Raw genomic sequence first — 15617 nt, 5'->3', positions numbered from 1 at the left:
AGGACGCCCCGACATCATGCTCGAAGGCTTTGAACGGCGCCTCCGGGATGCTCTCCACCATCTCATTCACCGCAACGGCGATGTCATCGTCCGGAATCATCACTTCGATATCCAATGGTATTGTAAGCTGGTTCATGTTATAATCTTTATACATAAGGCACCTCTTCCTTTGTTTGTGTGGTTACTTACATTATAAGAGTGTGCCTTGTTTTTGTCTTATATTTATATAAAAATCCCCGGATTAAAATTCACATTTTAATCCGGGGATTTTTGGTTAGGGGCGGGGACTTATGTCCCAGCCCCCTTTTTATTATGGGGGAGATGATTGTGATAACGCCATGCATTACTTAAAAAAATGCATTGTACCCGGTGTTTCAAGCATTCAATATCGTCTATATAACACTATGGGAAAAGTGTCTGAAAGTATAGGTTCAGGCACTTGATTCACCTGACTTCAAAGAATGAAATGTCCTGAATCAAAGCATCTTTCTTATGGCTCTTGAAATGGATGAACCATGCAAGCTCAATCTTTTCACCTTCAACAGTTACAAGGGAACCGTATGCTCCGGCTTCCTTGCCATGGGTGATGAGCGATTTTAATTCCAGGCTGCTCACGTTATATTTGTCCCTTGATATATACTGATAAACTTCTTCTATACCTCGCAGCTCCTCATTTTTGACTACTTGAAATTTCACGTCTTCATTACAAGTCATGCCCAAGCCATTTTTATTCCCTTCTACAAATGAAATCGCAAAATCCCTCAGGATCTCTTTTTTCGGTGCATTATTGCATCCCAGGCTGCCAAAGACCCCGAAGCCGGGAGTGAAGGGGAGAGGTTCATGTTTTTTGAAGGTCAGCTCTTTTCTTTCCAGCTCCCTTTCCAATATATCCATCGCTTTTGGACCGATGCCATGCACGCGGGATAAATTTTCCTTATCCACACCAGTGAGCTGTTCCAGTGATGTGATGCCGATAGTCTTCAATGCATGTGCTGCCGGTCTGCCTATATTCGGAATCGGCGCCATGGTGATCCTCCTTTCATCTCTTAATTTACTTCTTTACAATCACATCAATACATATATTCCCCGGGAAATATCAATGACATTTAAAAACTTCCCATAACGGAGGCATTAGGTAAGCTCTGTCATGGGAAGTTTCTATTTCTCAATTCTTAAGTTGAAGCCCTCAGGCTGCAGCCTCGGCTTTCTTATTTTTACGCGGCCTGCCTTTGATGACGAATTGCAGGACGATCAAAATTACAAATATCGGGATTCCGATGAAGTCGGAAGCTGCACCTGGATACATGAGGAAGAGTCCTGTAAAAAAGGCGATGATCCTGCCATACCATGGTATGCTCCGGTACCAGTAGCCGACCATGCTTGCGCCTATCGCATTCATCCCCATCAATGCGGTGAGTACGATGAACGATACTTCCCACACGGTCGTATCAATCATCAGAATCTGCGGTTGAAGCACGAACATGTAAGGGATGATGAACGCTGCTATTGCGAGTTTGACCGCATTTCCGCCGGTCCGCATCGGTTCCCCTCCGGAGATGCCTGTGGCGGCAAAGGCGGCAAGCGCCACAGGCGGGGTGATGTCTGCAACAATTCCGAAGTAGAATACAAACATATGTGCAGCAAGCACCGGAACTGCCACGTCCAGCTGATCATTGAGTGCCAGAATCGCCGGCAATGCAATCGTTGAAGTGATGATATAGTTTGCAGTCGTCGGCGATCCCATACCGAGAATTATGGACGCGATCATCGTGAACACGAGTGTCAGCATCAGCTGCATATCCACATTGAATGCAAGCGCGCCTGCGATATCCACCAGCATGTTACCGAACTTCAAACCGAGGCCAGTTCTAGTTACGACACCGACGATGATCCCCGCACAGGCAGTAGCTGCCGCTACACCGAGCGCCGTACGTGCACCTGACGTGAGGGCGACGATGAACCTGCTTGGTGTAATCCTCGTATCTTTACGGAACAGGCTGACAAGAATCGTGATACCTATCCCATACAGGGCCGTCCTTTCGATGCTGAAGCCCTGGAACAGCAGGAACACTATGGCGAGTATGGGTATCAATAAATGAATCTTCTTCAAGACTTCCTTCTTAGCGGGAAGCTGATCTGACGGAAGGCCGTGAAGGCCGATCCTTTTCGCTTCAAAATGGGTGACTATCCATATGCCGCTGAAATAGAGCAGGGCCGGGACCGTTGCCGCTTTCGCAATATCCCAATAGGTTTCCCCGGCAAATTCGATCATCAGGAATGCCGCTGCACCCATGATCGGCGGCATAAGCTGACCGCCAGTGGAGGAGGCTGCCTCCACCGCACCGGCAAAATTCTTACGGTAACCCAGCCTTTTCATCATCGGTATCGTGTATGAACCTGTCGTCACTGTATTGGCGACGGAACTCCCTGAAATCGTCCCATTAAGGGCACTGGAGAAGATTGCGACCTTGGCGGGACCACCGGTACGTTTACCGGCAATGGCGAGCGCAAGATCGTTGAAATATTGACCCACCCCTGTCTGCACAAGGAATGCACCAAACAACAGGAACAGGAAGATGTAGGTCGAAGATACCGCAAGCGGCGTTCCAAGTATACCTTCCGTCGTAAAGAACATTGCAGTGACCAATTGATTCAGGCTGAGGCCCCTGTGTGCCAGATCCCCCGGCATCTGAGGGCCGAAATAAGCATAGATGAGGAATGTGGCAGCTACGATGACGATCGGCAGCCCTACAGCCCTTCTGGAGGCTTCCAGCACAAGTAGTATGGCTATACTCCCGATGACGAGCTGGACATCTGTCGAACCGCCGATCTGCTGGACTATCGTGTCATAATATACCGGCCAGTAGCCACACACGATGATGGATAAAAGGGCAAGCAGGTAGTCATACCAGGCAACTTTCCTCTTGGGCCCGCCCCTTCTTGCCGGAAATAACATGAAGATCAATACAAGGGCAAAGCCCAGGTGGACTGTACGTTGTACATAAGCCGTATACTGGCCGAACATGCCTGTGTAGATTTGAAATAATGAAAATGCAATCAGTGTGAGGAAGACCGTTGTACCGATGATACCGGTGAGATCCCTGGTGTTGGATTCGGTATCATATTTTTTAAGCAGTTTTTCCTGTTCCTCCTGGGAAAGACGCTCTTCTTCAGTCATTTCTTCTTCCGGTTTCCCATTTTCTTGTTCCGGCTTTTTCTGCTCTTCCTGCTGCTTTTTTGAATCACTCATGGATTCTCACCCCTTGCATCATTTGCCATACTGACAAGTTATCGATTTTTATAGTAAACCATGCGCCCGGTTCAAAATAATCATTGAACTCTGTTATGTATTCATGTTCCGGGCCCCAGACAAGTCTGTGTTCGGAAACTGCCTTGCCATTTCTAAGTTTTATTTCGGGAAAGACATTATCCATATTCCTAATGTGATATTTACCGTCCTCATAGGAGAACTCTTCCTCTCCCTGGGCATTGGATGGCATGCCGATTCCAAATTCTTCGTAGATCATTTCATACTGTTGTATATGCTGATTTTCCAGAACAATGTATTTCTCCACCACATCGGTCAAATGAATGGAATGGGTGAATATGATCTGGAACGTCCCCTGATTTTCCATTGGCAGATAAGCTTCAACCTCATCGGTGTTTTCTTCATAAAACACCAGGGACTGCCTGAATGGAATGAATGATACAGCCAACAAAATAAGTAGTGTAATGATAGTCGCAACCAAATATTTTTTCATTAAAAATACCTCTAAAAAAACGGATTGACCGGAAGTCATCCATCTAAAACCAGATTGACTGCCGGTCATACCATCCGTTATCACTATGAACCTTAATCTGTTTCCACACCCTGCTCATCAAAGTAGTTCTGTGCACCTGGATGAAGATCGATGCCGACACCATCCAATGCCGTTTCAACTGTGATGTCTTCCGCTCTGGCATGTGCCATTGAGTCTGCATTTTCATAGATTGCTGCAGTAATGTCGTATACAACATCATCCGACAAGCTGTCCGAGACTGCAATCATGGCCATCACCGCCACCGTCGTCACATCTTCCTCGATGCCGTATGTGCCGGCTTCAATCGTGTCTTCCGCGTAGAATGGATACTGGTCGATCAACTCATCGATTTTATCCTGTTCAACAGGCAGGATCCTCAAGTCTGCTGTTGCTGACAATTCCTCTACAGCACCGGTCGGCGTACCGCCGGTGATGATTGCTGCATCGATGTTGCCATCCTGGATACCACCGGTGGACTCACCGAAATCAAGGTTTTGAGCGTCGATATCATCCATGGACAAGTCATGGATTTCCAAAATCTGCTCAGCGTTATAGAATGTACCTGAACCCGGGGCCCCGACTGAAACAGTCATGCCTTCCAAGTCTTCGATCGACTCGATGCCGGAATCAGCAGTCGTTACAATCTGGACAGTTTCCGGGTATAACGATCCCAGTCCCAGTACATTATCCACTTCCTCACCTTCAAATGCACCTTCTCCATCAACAGCCTGTGCGACCGTGTCCGTCTGAACCATAGCGAGTTCAGCCTCCCCATTCTGCAGGTCGACTATGTTGTCGGCAGAAGCGTTTGACGAAAGTGCATCGGTCTGGATACCTGTCTCATTGCTGATGTTTGATGCCATTTCACCGCCGAGAGGGTAGTAAGTTCCACTTGTACCACCTGTAAGTAAAGTCAGGAAGTCCGGTGTTTCCCCTTCAGCTTCCCCTCCATCATCTGTGGTTTCCTCTGCCCCGTCTTCTTCAGTTTCAGTTGCATCTTCTTCCGCGCCGTCATCAGCCGTGTCGTCTTCCCCGTTGCCACAGCCAGCCAGTACCAGCACAAATACTAAAAACGCAGATAAAAGCCAAAACTTGTTCATCTTCATGTTACATCCCCCTTAATATATTCTTAATTGAAATATAGCCCTGTTTCTAAAAATTGTCAATAGTCTGCAAACTTGATGTCGCAGCTTATTTAATTACCTGCCGCATTCTTTTTAAAGGGGCCCTGCCTCCAGCAGCGATGGCAAAACACCAACTGAATACGCTTACAAGTAATTATACTGCATTTGTACGTAAAGTTACAACTAAATTTTGTAATAACTTATATGATCTCCAAATTAATACGCCCTGGTTATATCAATATTTTGAGGAGGTGCCGGGATCAGCGTGAAAACACTGTGAAATCAAGAATTTTTATATTTTTGAGGAGGATTCATCGGACATCGCCATTCATTTCGTTAATTCAAATTGCACTTGGCGTCAGTATTTGTTATCATCTATAGGTTATTCTTTTAACAAAAATAAGCAGTTATGGATTTTTCCCATACTGAAGTAAACTTTAAGGAGCAGATCAATGAAGGATTCTTCAAGTCCTGGAAATAAAAAGCTTTCACACGTATTTACATATTCAGTGCTCATCGTTGCAGCACTCGTCATTCTCGGTGCCATCAATCCCGCTCAATTCGGGGCTGTATCAGGCTCCATCGCCAATTGGGTGAGTAATTATTTCGGATGGTATTACATGATCATCACTTCCGCCATGTTGTTCTTTTGTATTTTCCTTGTTTTCAGCCCGATCGGTAAATTGAAATTGGGCAAACCGCATCATAAGCCCGAGTTCAGCACGCGTTCATGGCTGACGATGCTTTTCAGTGCCGGTATGGGTATTGGTGTGGTGTTCTACAGCACTTCAGAGCCCATCGCACACTTCTTCACTCCGGCAACTGCCGATCCCGAGACGGAAGAAGCAATGCTCGAAGCCATACGGGCGACGATATTCCATTGGGGTGTCCATGCGTGGGGCATGTACGGCGCCGTTGCACTCGCGCTCGCGTATTTCCAGTTCAGAAAGGGAGAGTCGGGGCTGCTGTCCAAAACACTCCGTCCGGTGCTGGGCGACAGGGTGGACGGGCCGATAGGGGTCCTCATCGATGTATTGACGGTATTCGCCACAGTGGTCGGTGTCGCCGTCTCACTCGGCATCGGCACGACGCAGATCAATGGCGGCTTGAACTACCTGCTCGGTGTTCCGGTCAACTTGACGGTCCAGGGCTTGATCATAGGGGTGGTCACCGTCCTGTTCCTTGTGAGTGCATGGAGCGGCTTAAGCAAGGGCATCAGATATTTAAGCAACCTGAATATGATCATCGCATCCATTTTACTTTTAACCATTTTAATACTCGGTCCGACGATGCTCATCCTGAACATGCTGCCGACAGCTGCCGGGGAATACATCAATACATTCGTCGCAAGGACTTTGGATGCCGCACCGATGAATGAACAGAAGAACGACTGGCTGCAGGCATGGACGATCTATTACTGGGCATGGTGGCTGAGCTGGAGTCCGTTTGTCGGCATCTTCATCGCACGTGTCTCGAGAGGCCGTTCAGTCCGTGAATTCGTGATGGCATTGCTGCTCGTCCCGACGACCATCGGCATCATCTGGTTCACCGTCTTTGGCGTCACCGGCATAGAAGTTGCCGGAAAAGTGCCGGAAATCATCGGACTTGGTCCTGAAATACAATTGTTCGCCATCTTTAATGAGATGCCGCTCAGCGTACCATTATCGATTCTCGCCATCATACTGATTTCCTCATTCTTCATCACGTCGGCAGATTCAGCGACATTCGTCCTTGGGATGCAGACTTCACATGGGTCATTGCGTCCGACTGTCAACATCAAAATAGTATGGGGCGTCGCACTGTCATCCATTGCCTACATCCTGCTCCTGTCCGGAGGGGAGACGGGGCTTGAAGCCCTCCAGTCCGCAGCCATCATTGCAGCGCTGCCGTTCAGTTTCGTCATCATACTGATGATGATTTCCTTCTATAAAGATGCGAATGAGGAACGGAAGTACCTCGGACTCACCATTACACCGAATAAACACCGCATGAAGGAATACCTGACCAGGGAAGAAGAGGAGTACCGCAGAAAACGGGATTCAGGTGTGGACGAAAAAGATTTGTAAAGACTATGATTGAAGCAGGGCACTCATGTAGGAATACATTCAATTTACAATGGGATTTCAACATTACATCACCCGGTGGGAATTGTAACTTCATTATCACCGGGCTGTAACCTGCCGACTGTGATGCCATGTTACAGTGGGTATTGTCTTGATATTCAAGGCTTCGGATTTTTGGTGGTGAAGATTGAAAATCCATTGAGAATAATCCCGTTTTTATGGAGGAATTGAATGATGAAGAAAACAATATTGACGACAACTCTCGCTCTCGGACTTGGAATCGGCGGTTTCACAGCAGCAGGGGACGCTGAAGCATCAGAGCAGAATATCGATAAAGCAGAACTTGCACAGATGGCCCAGTCCCATTCAAGCAAGCTCGATGAGGCACCGATTCATGAAGGTGAGTACCACTATAATTTCAATCTGAATGAAGTCGATTACGAATTCAAATCTGACGGCGTGAACTACACATGGGCTTACAACGGCAACGGCCCGGTTCAAGCTGAAACACCTGCAGGAAATGCAGAGCAGGCCGCACCGCAGGTGACTGAATCACCGGTTCAGGAAGAACAGCCTGCACCGGAAGTCGTTGAAGAGACACAGGAGGCGCCTGCACAAAATGTACAACAGCCTGAGCAGGAGTCACAACCGGCAGCACCTTCAAGCGATGGCTCCACAAAGGAGCAGTTCCTTGAAGCAGGCGGCACTGAAGCAGTCTGGAATGCCATCGTGATGCCTGAATCCAGCGGTGATCCAAATGCAGTCAACGAACTCGGCTACAGAGGACTCGGTCAGACTAAAGAGTCATGGGGCACCGGTTCTGTCACGGAACAGACTGAAGGTATGCTGAATTATGCAGAAGAACGTTACGGCTCAGTGGAAGAAGCAATCGAATTCCGTGAAGCAAACAATTGGTGGTAATCACCACTCCGGAACGAAAAACCCTTATTGCCCGGGAAATACCGGGCGATAAGGGTTTTATTTTTACAATCAGCTTTCCAGGTGCCTGTAGAGCGTTGCCCTGCTGATGTTCGTCTTTTCTTTGATTTCGTCGAGTGTATACTTCTTTGACATGTACATCTCAACGGCTCTTTTTATATTTTCATCACTGCGCCTCGGTCTTCCCATCTTTTTACCGCCTTTGATGGCCTTATCCACACCGAGTTGTGTCCTGAACTTCACGATGTCGCTTTGGAAATTGGATACTTCATTTAAAATGTGCTGAAAATGATATTCAGTCCCTTCATCAATCACAATGGCCGGGTTGAGGATGTGGAGCTGCGCTGACTCCCGTATACATGCATCGATGATATCCACGAGATGTTTCGTGGAATCGGCAAGGATGCAGAAGTCGGTGACGATTAATTCATCGCCTGCATCGAGCGTGTCTTCGAGCACTCTCTCAAGCTCCGTCCTCTTTTTATTTTCAGAATGAGTTTCCATAAAGATATTATTTGTATATTCCATTATTTTTTTCTTCTGTCCTGCGATATCATCATATAGTTCGACAGGTCTTATGTAACCGTACTTCATCTTAAGCCCTCCAATCTTAACAATATTATATCATGACTTTCACCCATTTTCCCAAAAAGGGGTATACATATGAAACTTTTCTGCTATAATGGCATTAGTCAATTTATAGAGTGGGAAGTGTATTAATTTATGGTAGAAAAATTTAAAAGGGAATGGCTGCACGAACCGGGCACCAATATCATGGCCGGCCTCGTCGTGGCTCTGGCTCTGATCCCGGAAGCCATCGCCTTCTCGATCATTGCAGGGGTCGACCCGATGGTCGGACTCTATGCCTCATTCCTCATAGCTGTAATCATATCATTCGTCGGCGGACGGCCGGCCATGATTTCTGCCGCCACGGGAGCGATAGCACTCCTGGTCGTACCGCTTGTCAGCGAATACGGCGTGGATTATCTGCTTGCCGCCACGATCCTGATGGGCATCATCCAAGTCATATTGGGCTTGCTTAAAGTCGGAAAGCTGATGAAATTCATCCCGAACTCAGTCATGATCGGTTTCGTTAATGCACTCGCCATCATGATCTTCATGTCCCAGCTTGAACATATTTTCGGCATTTCGATTGATACATATATCTACCTGATCGTTACATTGTTGATTCTATATGTATTGCCGCGTTTCTTCAAGAAGATTCCGGCACCGCTGATTGCGCTTGTCGTGCTGACCGGCGTCTATATCGCTTTCGGATCCAATGTCGGCACGGTCGGTGACCTCGGTACGATCGAACGGTCGTTTCCAAGCTTCTTCCTCCCGGATGTGCCGTTCACCATGGAAACATTCATGATCATCCTGCCTTTTTCATTGTCCATGGCAATCGTCGGACTTGTGGAAACACTTTTGACCGCACGGATCGTCGACAATGCGACGGATACCTACAGCAGTAAAAACAGGGAATCCCGCGGACAGGGCATCGCGAACTTCATCACAGGCTTCTTTGGCGGAATGGGCGGTTGTGCGATGATCGGCCAGTCGGTCATCAACGTGAGATCCGGTGCAACGACCAGGCTCTCAACATTCACAGCCGGCGTCGTACTGATGTTCCTCATCATCGTGCTCGGGGAGTGGGTCGTACAGATTCCCATGCCGATCTTAGCCGGCATCATGGTGATGGTCGCCATCGGCACTTTTGACTGGGGCTCTTTCCGCTTCATGGCCAAAGCACCCCGCACTGATGCCTTCGTCATGGTGATTACTGTGCTCATCGTCCTGGTTACACACAACCTTGCCATCGGGGTCATCGTCGGGGTCGTATTCAGCGCATTATTCTTTGCAACGAAAATTTCGAAGGTCGATGTGCATTTTGAAGAGACGGCAGAGGCCATCACCCTCCGCTTCGTTGGACAGATCTTCTTCGCTTCCATCGATACCACGATTGAACAGATAGAGTTCAAAAAGTATGATAAAGATATACATCTCGACTTCCGGGACGCCCACTTGTGGGATGATTCCGCAGTCGATGCAGTCGATACCATCGTCAGGAAACTCGAAGAAAAAGGCAATGCCGTTTATGTCAGCCATATGAATACAGACAGCAGGAAAATCGTCAAAGAACTCAGCCAGCTCAATGAACAGCACCTCACCTAAAGGAGGAATACCGGAATGTATCAATCAATTTTACTCGCAGCAGACGGTTCGGATAACAGCTACAGGGCAGCAGAAGAGACACTTCACTTTATAGGCGGGGATACCGAAGTGACGATACTGAATGTGGTCAACCCGGAAAATTCGAAGGATGAAATCCTTCATAACAGGCCGGGGGACGGCAGTACCTTCAACCGGAAGGCGAAGCTTTCCAAAATCATCGCACTCTATGATGAAAATGGTGTGTCGTATGATGTACAGTTCAAGCAGGGCAGCCCGGCCGAAACGGTCGTCGACTTCGCAAATGAAGGCGGGTATGATGTCGTCATACTTGGCAGCAGGGGGCTGAATGCCTTACAGGAAATGGTGCTCGGCAGCGTGAGCCATAAAGTCGCAAAGCGCGCACATATGCCGGTGATGATCGTCAAATGATGCAGAAAACCATCCACTGAAAATTACGTGGACGGTTTTTTTATGCCTTCATCCATCATATTTCAATATTATGTCTTCAAGTCCCTGCCCATACTCCTGAACACCATCAGAAAATACGTTACAATAATTATGAACATCAAATTCGGTCAGGAGTGAGTATATGGAACGAAAACAATGGCATGCTGAGCAGGAAGAGGAGGTACTTCAGTATTTCTCCGTTGACAAGTCACAGGGATTGGACGGCGAAGATGTTGCCCGGAACCTGGGAACCCATGGCAGGAATGTACTGCCAAAACCGGAAAAGGTGCCTGAATGGCGAAAGTTTCTCGGCCACTTCAATGATGTGCTCATTTATGTGCTCCTCGCTGCTGCGGTCGTGACTGCCGCGCTTGGCCATTTCATCGACACCGCTGTCATCCTTGCCGTCGCCATCATCAATGCGATGATCGGTTACGTCCAGGAAAACAGGGCCGAAAAAGCACTTGAAGGGATACAGAACATGCTTTCCAGTAACGCGACAGTCGTCCGGGAGGGGAGGCGGCTCGAGATTCCGGCTGACGAAGTGGTGCCGGGTGATATTGTGCTCTTTAAAGCCGGTGACCGCCTTCCGGCAGATGTCCGGCTGATTGAAGCGAACAACCTTAAAGTGGAAGAGTCCGCTTTGACCGGGGAATCCCTGGCAGTAAAGAAACAGACGGCCGCGATCGGTTCCGACGCGGTGCTCGGCGACCAGGTGAACATGGCATTTTCCGGCACATCCATTTCTTCCGGTTCAGGCCGGGGCATCGTCGTCGCCACCGGTGAACAAACGGAACTCGGGAAGATCAATACTTCCATGGTGGAGACGGAACAGCTTCAGACACCTCTGCTCAGACAGACTGCGCAATTCGGCAAGACCATCAGCTTCATCATATTACTCATCGCAGCAGTCAGCTTCATCTATGGTTACGTCTTCCACGACTACCCGACGACTGAACTGCTCCTTGCAGTGATCTCCCTTGCCGTAGCAGCAATTCCTGAAGGATTGCCCGCCATCCTCTCCATCATCCTCGCACTTGGTGTGCAGACGATGGCCGGAAATAATGCAATCGTCAAAAACCTCCCGTCTGTAGAGACCCTCGGAGCGGTATCGGTCATCTGTTCGGATAAGACCGGCACCCTGACCAGGAACGAAATGACGGTCACCTCCATCGACCTCCAGGATGCCGCGTACAGTGTCACCGGCACCGGGTACGCCCCTCACGGGGAGATAGTGGCGGGAAGGAAGAATGATGATCCGTCCACACTTAAAGCGTTTCTGACTTGCATAAAGACAGTCAACGAAACCAGCCTCTGGAAGAACGGGGAGACCGGTCAATGGGAAATCAGCGGGGAGCCGACGGAAGGGTGTCTCTTGACTGTAGCGGAAAAAGCCGAGGCCGACATCCCTGCACTTCCCCCGATCGATAAGATACCTTTCGATTCCGCGTATAAGTATATGGCTTATCTGGTGGAAACGGACGGTGCAAAACGCCTCTATATCAAAGGTGCACCGGACAGGCTGCTCGATATGGCTTATCCGGAGGCCGACGATGAAGACAGGGTGGAGTGGGAGAAAAAGCTTGCCCGCATCGCAGGCGAGGGAAAACGTGTGCTCGGGGCGGCATATAAGGATATGCCCCCGGAAACATCTGAAATCACCCATGAAGATCTCACCCGGGGGATGAACCTGCTAGGCTTCGCAGGCATCATCGATCCACCAAGGGAAGAAGCCATACTTGCAGTGGAGGAATCCAAACGTGCCGGAATCAACGTAAAAATGATCACCGGCGATCATAAGGATACAGCAATCGCCATCGGCAGACAGCTCGGCATCGGCGACGGCCAGCAGGCCATCGAGGGCCGGGAGCTGGATGGCATGACGGACGATGAATTGGCCCGCGCCGCCATGGAATATGATATCTTCGCCAGAACCAGCCCGCAGAACAAACTGCAGCTCGTCACTGCCCTGCAGGCGCAGGGGCAGATCACATCCATGACAGGTGACGGGGTCAATGACGCGCCAGCGCTCAAGCGAGCGGATATCGGGGTCGCCATGGGCATCAAAGGGACTGAAGTTTCAAAGGAAGCCGCCCGCATGATCCTGGTCGATGACAACTTTGAAACCATCGTAAAGGCAGTGAGGGAAGGCCGGCGAGTCTACGACAACCTGAAAAAGACGATACTGTTCATCCTGCCGACGAACGGCGCCGAGGCATTCCTGATTCTTGCCGCCCTCATGTTCGGGCTCACAATGCCCCTCACCCCTGTACAGATCCTGTGGGTCAATATGGTCGTATCGGTCACCGTATCGCTGGCCCTGGCATTTGAAAAGCTCGAGCCTAACAGTATGAAACGGCCGCCCAGACCCCCTGAAACAAGACTCCTGAGCGGCTACTATATATTCAGGATTGCACTCGTCTCCCTGCTTGTAGGCGGCGGTATACTGCTGGTGAACCTTGAGCTTCATGATCAGGGATACCCCGCCGAAGTCATCAAAACGATCACGCTCCAGTCCATCGTATTTGCCCAGTTGTTCCATCTGTATAATTGCAGGAGCGAAGTGGACTTCGCCCTGAACAGGAATTTCTTCACAAACCGAATCGCTTTCATGGTGTCGGGACTGCTTATCCTTCTTCAAGTCGGGGTGACATACCTCCCCTTCATGAACACGATTCTCGGCACTGTACCGATCGCCCTTGAATACTGGCTCATACCGATTGCAATCGGCATCAGCGTCTTCATCCTGATAGAAATCGAGAAGTGGATCACACGCTCCATCATCAAAAGAAGATCTATTCGCGCTGATGAGGCTGAAGCATAATTATGAAAGGCCCCCGACTTCCTTATGGAAGATCGGGGGCCTTTCATACTCCATGTTTCAACTACATCAGGACTTCCGTCCATATCTTCAAAGCAGTGGCCAAGATGAGCAATGCCAGTATCCACTGCAGAACTTTGGTATTCATATTCTGTCCTGCCTTGGCGCCCAGCGGTGCGGCGATCAGGCTTGCTATGATCATGATGACTGCAGGGCCGTAGAGTACCTGGTCCGTCACGACTTTACCGATGGTCGTACCGATTGAAGAGATGAAGGTGACGGCGAGGCTCGTCGCAATCGTCACTCTTGTCGGTATTTTAAGGACAACCAGCATGATCGGGACAAGGATGAACGCACCCGCAGCACCGACGATGCCCGCTGCTGCACCGGTGATGAATGCAAGTACTGCTGCAAGCGGTCCGTTGAACTCCAGATCGTCTCCGGGGTTGTAAGGGACTTCCTTCTTCGGCATGAACATCATGATGACGGCAATTGAGGCCAGAATCGCGTAAACGACATCTATCTGTGTTTCAGTCAGAAATTCAGATCCATAGCCGCCGAGCAGGCTGCCGATCAGGATCGCGCCACCCATATAGGCAATCAATCGCATATGCAAATAACCACTGCTCTTATAGGCCCATACACCCGCAATTGTGGCGAAGAACACCTGTACGGCGCTTATCCCTGCCACCTCGTGGGAAGTGAAGGCCGCGACTCCAAGAATTGAAGGGATATACAACAGCATCGGATATTTGATGATCGAACCACCGATCCCCACCATCCCGGAGATGAAGGAACCGATGAACCCGATCAGAAATATGACAATTATAAAGGTGATGTCCATTATTGCATCGCTGCTTGAATGCCGGCATAGCCGTTTTCAATATTGACCACGTTCTCATAGCCGCGTGCTTTAAGCGCACTCATGGCGATGGCTGAACGCACACCTGACTGACAATGGACATATACTGTATCCTCTGTACTGAACGGTACTTCTTTTTCGTCAAGATGTCCGAAATGTACATGATGGGCATTGTCCAGGCTGCTGTCTTTGTACTCGGAAGTCGAGCGTACATCAAGGATATGCTTGTTTTCAAGATCCTGGACGAACTCTTCCGGTGAGACATTTTCGTAAGCATCATCAAAGTACTGATCCGCTTCGTCTTCAGGCACAATCAATTCAAGGTTGTCGAAACCGATTGATGCCAGATCTTCCTGAAGTATTTTGCTGTCTTCAGGGTTTGCGATCACCGTCATCGGCTGATCATAATCCACATACCATCCTGCAAATTGAAGGAATTTGTCATTATAAGGGACGTTGATGGCGCCCTTCTTGAAGCCTTTCTTGAATTCTTCCTTGCGCCTCAGGTCAAACAGCTGACCGAGAAGTTCGTCAGGGGTGTCGACTTCGACTTCCTTCACCTTGAATTCAGGCAGGCCTTCCTTGTTCACTTTCTTCATCTGGGCGAAATAGCTTGGCGGCTCAGGCTGATCACTTGTCAGCTCTTTAATGAACGCATCTTTCTCCTCGAAGCTGAATACCCAGTTGCTTTGACGCTCATAACCGAGTGTCGATAATGGCACCGCACCGAGTGATTTACCGCATGCACTGCCTGCACCATGTCCCGGCCATACCTGCATGAAGTCCGGGTAATCATTCAATTTTTTGAGGGAATCGAACATATCATTCGCGCCTTCTTCAGTCGTGCCTTCCATCTTGGCAGCCTCTTCAAGCAGGTCCGGACGGCCGATGTCCCCCACGAAGAGGAAATCACCGGTGAATATGCCCATAGGTTCCTCACTGCCGCCGCCGCGGTCGGTCAATACGAATGAAATGCTCTCAGGGGTATGCCCCGGCGTATGGACGACTTTAAGCTCTACATTACCGACATTGATGATGTCGCCGTCTGTCAAATAGACGGTATCTTCAGGCATATTTTCATATTTCCAGTTCTCATCGCCTTCATCGGATACATAAGCAGTCGCTTTGAAACGTTTTGCCGCATCACGGATTCCGGAAGCGAAGTCTGCATGGATGTGTGTTTCCGTCACCTGGGTGATGTTGAATCCTTCTTCTTTCGCCACTTCCTCATACTCGTCAATGACGCGCTTAGGATCGATGATGATTGCTTCCTGTGTCTTCTGGCAGGCGACCATATAAGAAGTCTGTGCAAGTTTTTTATCGAAAAATTGTTTAAAGAACATTTAAATACACTCCTTGAAATTTTAAATTGATTGAATTTGTCTG

General features: G+C 49.0%; 12 protein-coding genes. 5 read left to right on the top strand and 7 right to left on the bottom strand.

Annotated elements, in window-relative coordinates; all coding sequences use genetic code 11:
- Nucleotides 1–444: 444 nt before the first annotated feature.
- The 4 genes from BUA12_RS08490 to BUA12_RS08475 form a co-directional block, all read right to left on the bottom strand.
- On the bottom strand, nucleotides 445–1026 hold the full coding sequence (locus tag BUA12_RS08490; RefSeq protein WP_072710169.1) for a helix-hairpin-helix domain-containing protein: 582 nt from the start codon (nucleotides 1024–1026) through the stop codon (nucleotides 445–447).
- A 160-nt stretch (nucleotides 1027–1186) separates the two neighbouring features.
- On the bottom strand, nucleotides 1187–3178 hold the full coding sequence (locus BUA12_RS08485) for a TRAP transporter permease (protein WP_072710180.1): 1992 nt from the start codon (nucleotides 3176–3178) through the stop codon (nucleotides 1187–1189).
- A 64-nt stretch (nucleotides 3179–3242) separates the two neighbouring features.
- Complete coding sequence (locus tag BUA12_RS08480) at nucleotides 3243–3830, bottom strand: DUF1850 domain-containing protein (protein WP_245772785.1); 588 nt, start codon at nucleotides 3828–3830, stop codon at nucleotides 3243–3245.
- Nucleotides 3831–3853: 23 nt separating this feature from the next.
- Nucleotides 3854–4906: a TAXI family TRAP transporter solute-binding subunit gene (locus tag BUA12_RS08475; RefSeq protein WP_072710167.1), complete on the bottom strand. Its 1053-nt coding sequence runs from the start codon at nucleotides 4904–4906 to the stop codon at nucleotides 3854–3856.
- A gap of 470 nt (nucleotides 4907–5376) precedes the next feature.
- Between BUA12_RS08475 and BUA12_RS08470 the strand changes: the two genes are divergently transcribed.
- Both BUA12_RS08470 and BUA12_RS08465 read left to right on the top strand, forming a co-directional pair.
- Complete coding sequence (locus BUA12_RS08470) at nucleotides 5377–6990, top strand: BCCT family transporter (RefSeq protein WP_072710166.1); 1614 nt, start codon at nucleotides 5377–5379, stop codon at nucleotides 6988–6990.
- Between the two features lie 228 nt (nucleotides 6991–7218).
- The gene (locus BUA12_RS08465; RefSeq protein WP_331463074.1) at nucleotides 7219–7908 is read left to right on the top strand and encodes an aggregation-promoting factor C-terminal-like domain-containing protein; all 690 of its coding nucleotides are present in this window, start codon (nucleotides 7219–7221) and stop codon (nucleotides 7906–7908) included.
- 69 nt (nucleotides 7909–7977) lie between these two features.
- Here BUA12_RS08465 and BUA12_RS08460 read toward each other — a convergent pair whose 3' ends face one another.
- The gene (locus tag BUA12_RS08460; protein WP_072710165.1) at nucleotides 7978–8520 is read right to left on the bottom strand and encodes a recombinase family protein; all 543 of its coding nucleotides are present in this window, start codon (nucleotides 8518–8520) and stop codon (nucleotides 7978–7980) included.
- 129 nt (nucleotides 8521–8649) lie between these two features.
- Here BUA12_RS08460 and BUA12_RS08455 point away from each other — a divergent pair, with 129 nt between their 5' ends.
- The 3 genes from BUA12_RS08455 to BUA12_RS08445 all read left to right on the top strand — a co-directional run bounded on the left by BUA12_RS08455 (nucleotide 8650) and on the right by BUA12_RS08445 (nucleotide 13372).
- Entirely contained in the window at nucleotides 8650–10101 is a 1452-nt protein-coding gene (locus BUA12_RS08455) for a SulP family inorganic anion transporter (RefSeq protein ID WP_072710164.1), read from the top strand.
- Between the two features lie 15 nt (nucleotides 10102–10116).
- Nucleotides 10117–10530 carry a universal stress protein gene (locus tag BUA12_RS08450; RefSeq protein WP_072710163.1) on the top strand — a complete coding sequence of 138 codons (414 nt, stop codon included), beginning with the start codon at nucleotides 10117–10119 and terminating at the stop codon, nucleotides 10528–10530.
- Nucleotides 10531–10690: 160 nt separating this feature from the next.
- Nucleotides 10691–13372: a cation-transporting P-type ATPase gene (locus tag BUA12_RS08445; protein WP_072710162.1), complete on the top strand. Its 2682-nt coding sequence runs from the start codon at nucleotides 10691–10693 to the stop codon at nucleotides 13370–13372.
- A gap of 61 nt (nucleotides 13373–13433) precedes the next feature.
- Here BUA12_RS08445 and BUA12_RS08440 read toward each other — a convergent pair whose 3' ends face one another.
- A complete protein-coding gene (locus BUA12_RS08440) occupies nucleotides 13434–14213 on the bottom strand; it encodes a sulfite exporter TauE/SafE family protein (RefSeq protein WP_072710161.1) in 780 nt (259 codons plus the stop codon).
- Nucleotides 14213–15574 carry an MBL fold metallo-hydrolase gene (locus tag BUA12_RS08435; protein WP_072710160.1) on the bottom strand — a complete coding sequence of 454 codons (1362 nt, stop codon included), beginning with the start codon at nucleotides 15572–15574 and terminating at the stop codon, nucleotides 14213–14215. The genes BUA12_RS08440 and BUA12_RS08435 overlap by 1 nt, the downstream gene beginning before the upstream one ends.
- Nucleotides 15575–15617: the final 43 nt, after the last annotated feature.

Source organism: Lacicoccus alkaliphilus DSM 16010 (genome assembly GCF_900142805.1).
Classification (GTDB): domain Bacteria; phylum Bacillota; class Bacilli; order Staphylococcales; family Salinicoccaceae; genus Lacicoccus; species Lacicoccus alkaliphilus.
Note: the sequence above shows the minus strand (reverse complement) of the source record. Positions and strands in the feature narration are given on the sequence as shown.

What these genes read in the sequence shown, in the direction of transcription:
- BUA12_RS08490 (WP_072710169.1), bottom strand. Translation starts at nt 1,026, where the DNA reads ATGGCGCCGATTCCGAATATAGGCAGACCGGCAGCACATGCATTGAAG.
- BUA12_RS08485 (WP_072710180.1), bottom strand. Translation starts at nt 3,178, where the DNA reads ATGACTGAAGAAGAGCGTCTTTCCCAGGAGGAACAGGAAAAACTGCTT.
- BUA12_RS08480 (WP_245772785.1), bottom strand. Translation starts at nt 3,830, where the DNA reads ATGACCGGCAGTCAATCTGGTTTTAGATGGATGACTTCCGGTCAATCC.
- BUA12_RS08475 (WP_072710167.1), bottom strand. Translation starts at nt 4,906, where the DNA reads ATGAAGATGAACAAGTTTTGGCTTTTATCTGCGTTTTTAGTATTTGTG.
- BUA12_RS08470 (WP_072710166.1), top strand. Translation starts at nt 5,377, where the DNA reads ATGAAGGATTCTTCAAGTCCTGGAAATAAAAAGCTTTCACACGTATTT.
- BUA12_RS08465 (WP_331463074.1), top strand. Translation starts at nt 7,219, where the DNA reads ATGATGAAGAAAACAATATTGACGACAACTCTCGCTCTCGGACTTGGA.
- BUA12_RS08460 (WP_072710165.1), bottom strand. Translation starts at nt 8,520, where the DNA reads ATGAAGTACGGTTACATAAGACCTGTCGAACTATATGATGATATCGCA.
- BUA12_RS08455 (WP_072710164.1), top strand. Translation starts at nt 8,650, where the DNA reads ATGGTAGAAAAATTTAAAAGGGAATGGCTGCACGAACCGGGCACCAAT.
- BUA12_RS08450 (WP_072710163.1), top strand. Translation starts at nt 10,117, where the DNA reads ATGTATCAATCAATTTTACTCGCAGCAGACGGTTCGGATAACAGCTAC.
- BUA12_RS08445 (WP_072710162.1), top strand. Translation starts at nt 10,691, where the DNA reads ATGGAACGAAAACAATGGCATGCTGAGCAGGAAGAGGAGGTACTTCAG.
- BUA12_RS08440 (WP_072710161.1), bottom strand. Translation starts at nt 14,213, where the DNA reads ATGGACATCACCTTTATAATTGTCATATTTCTGATCGGGTTCATCGGT.
- BUA12_RS08435 (WP_072710160.1), bottom strand. Translation starts at nt 15,574, where the DNA reads ATGTTCTTTAAACAATTTTTCGATAAAAAACTTGCACAGACTTCTTAT.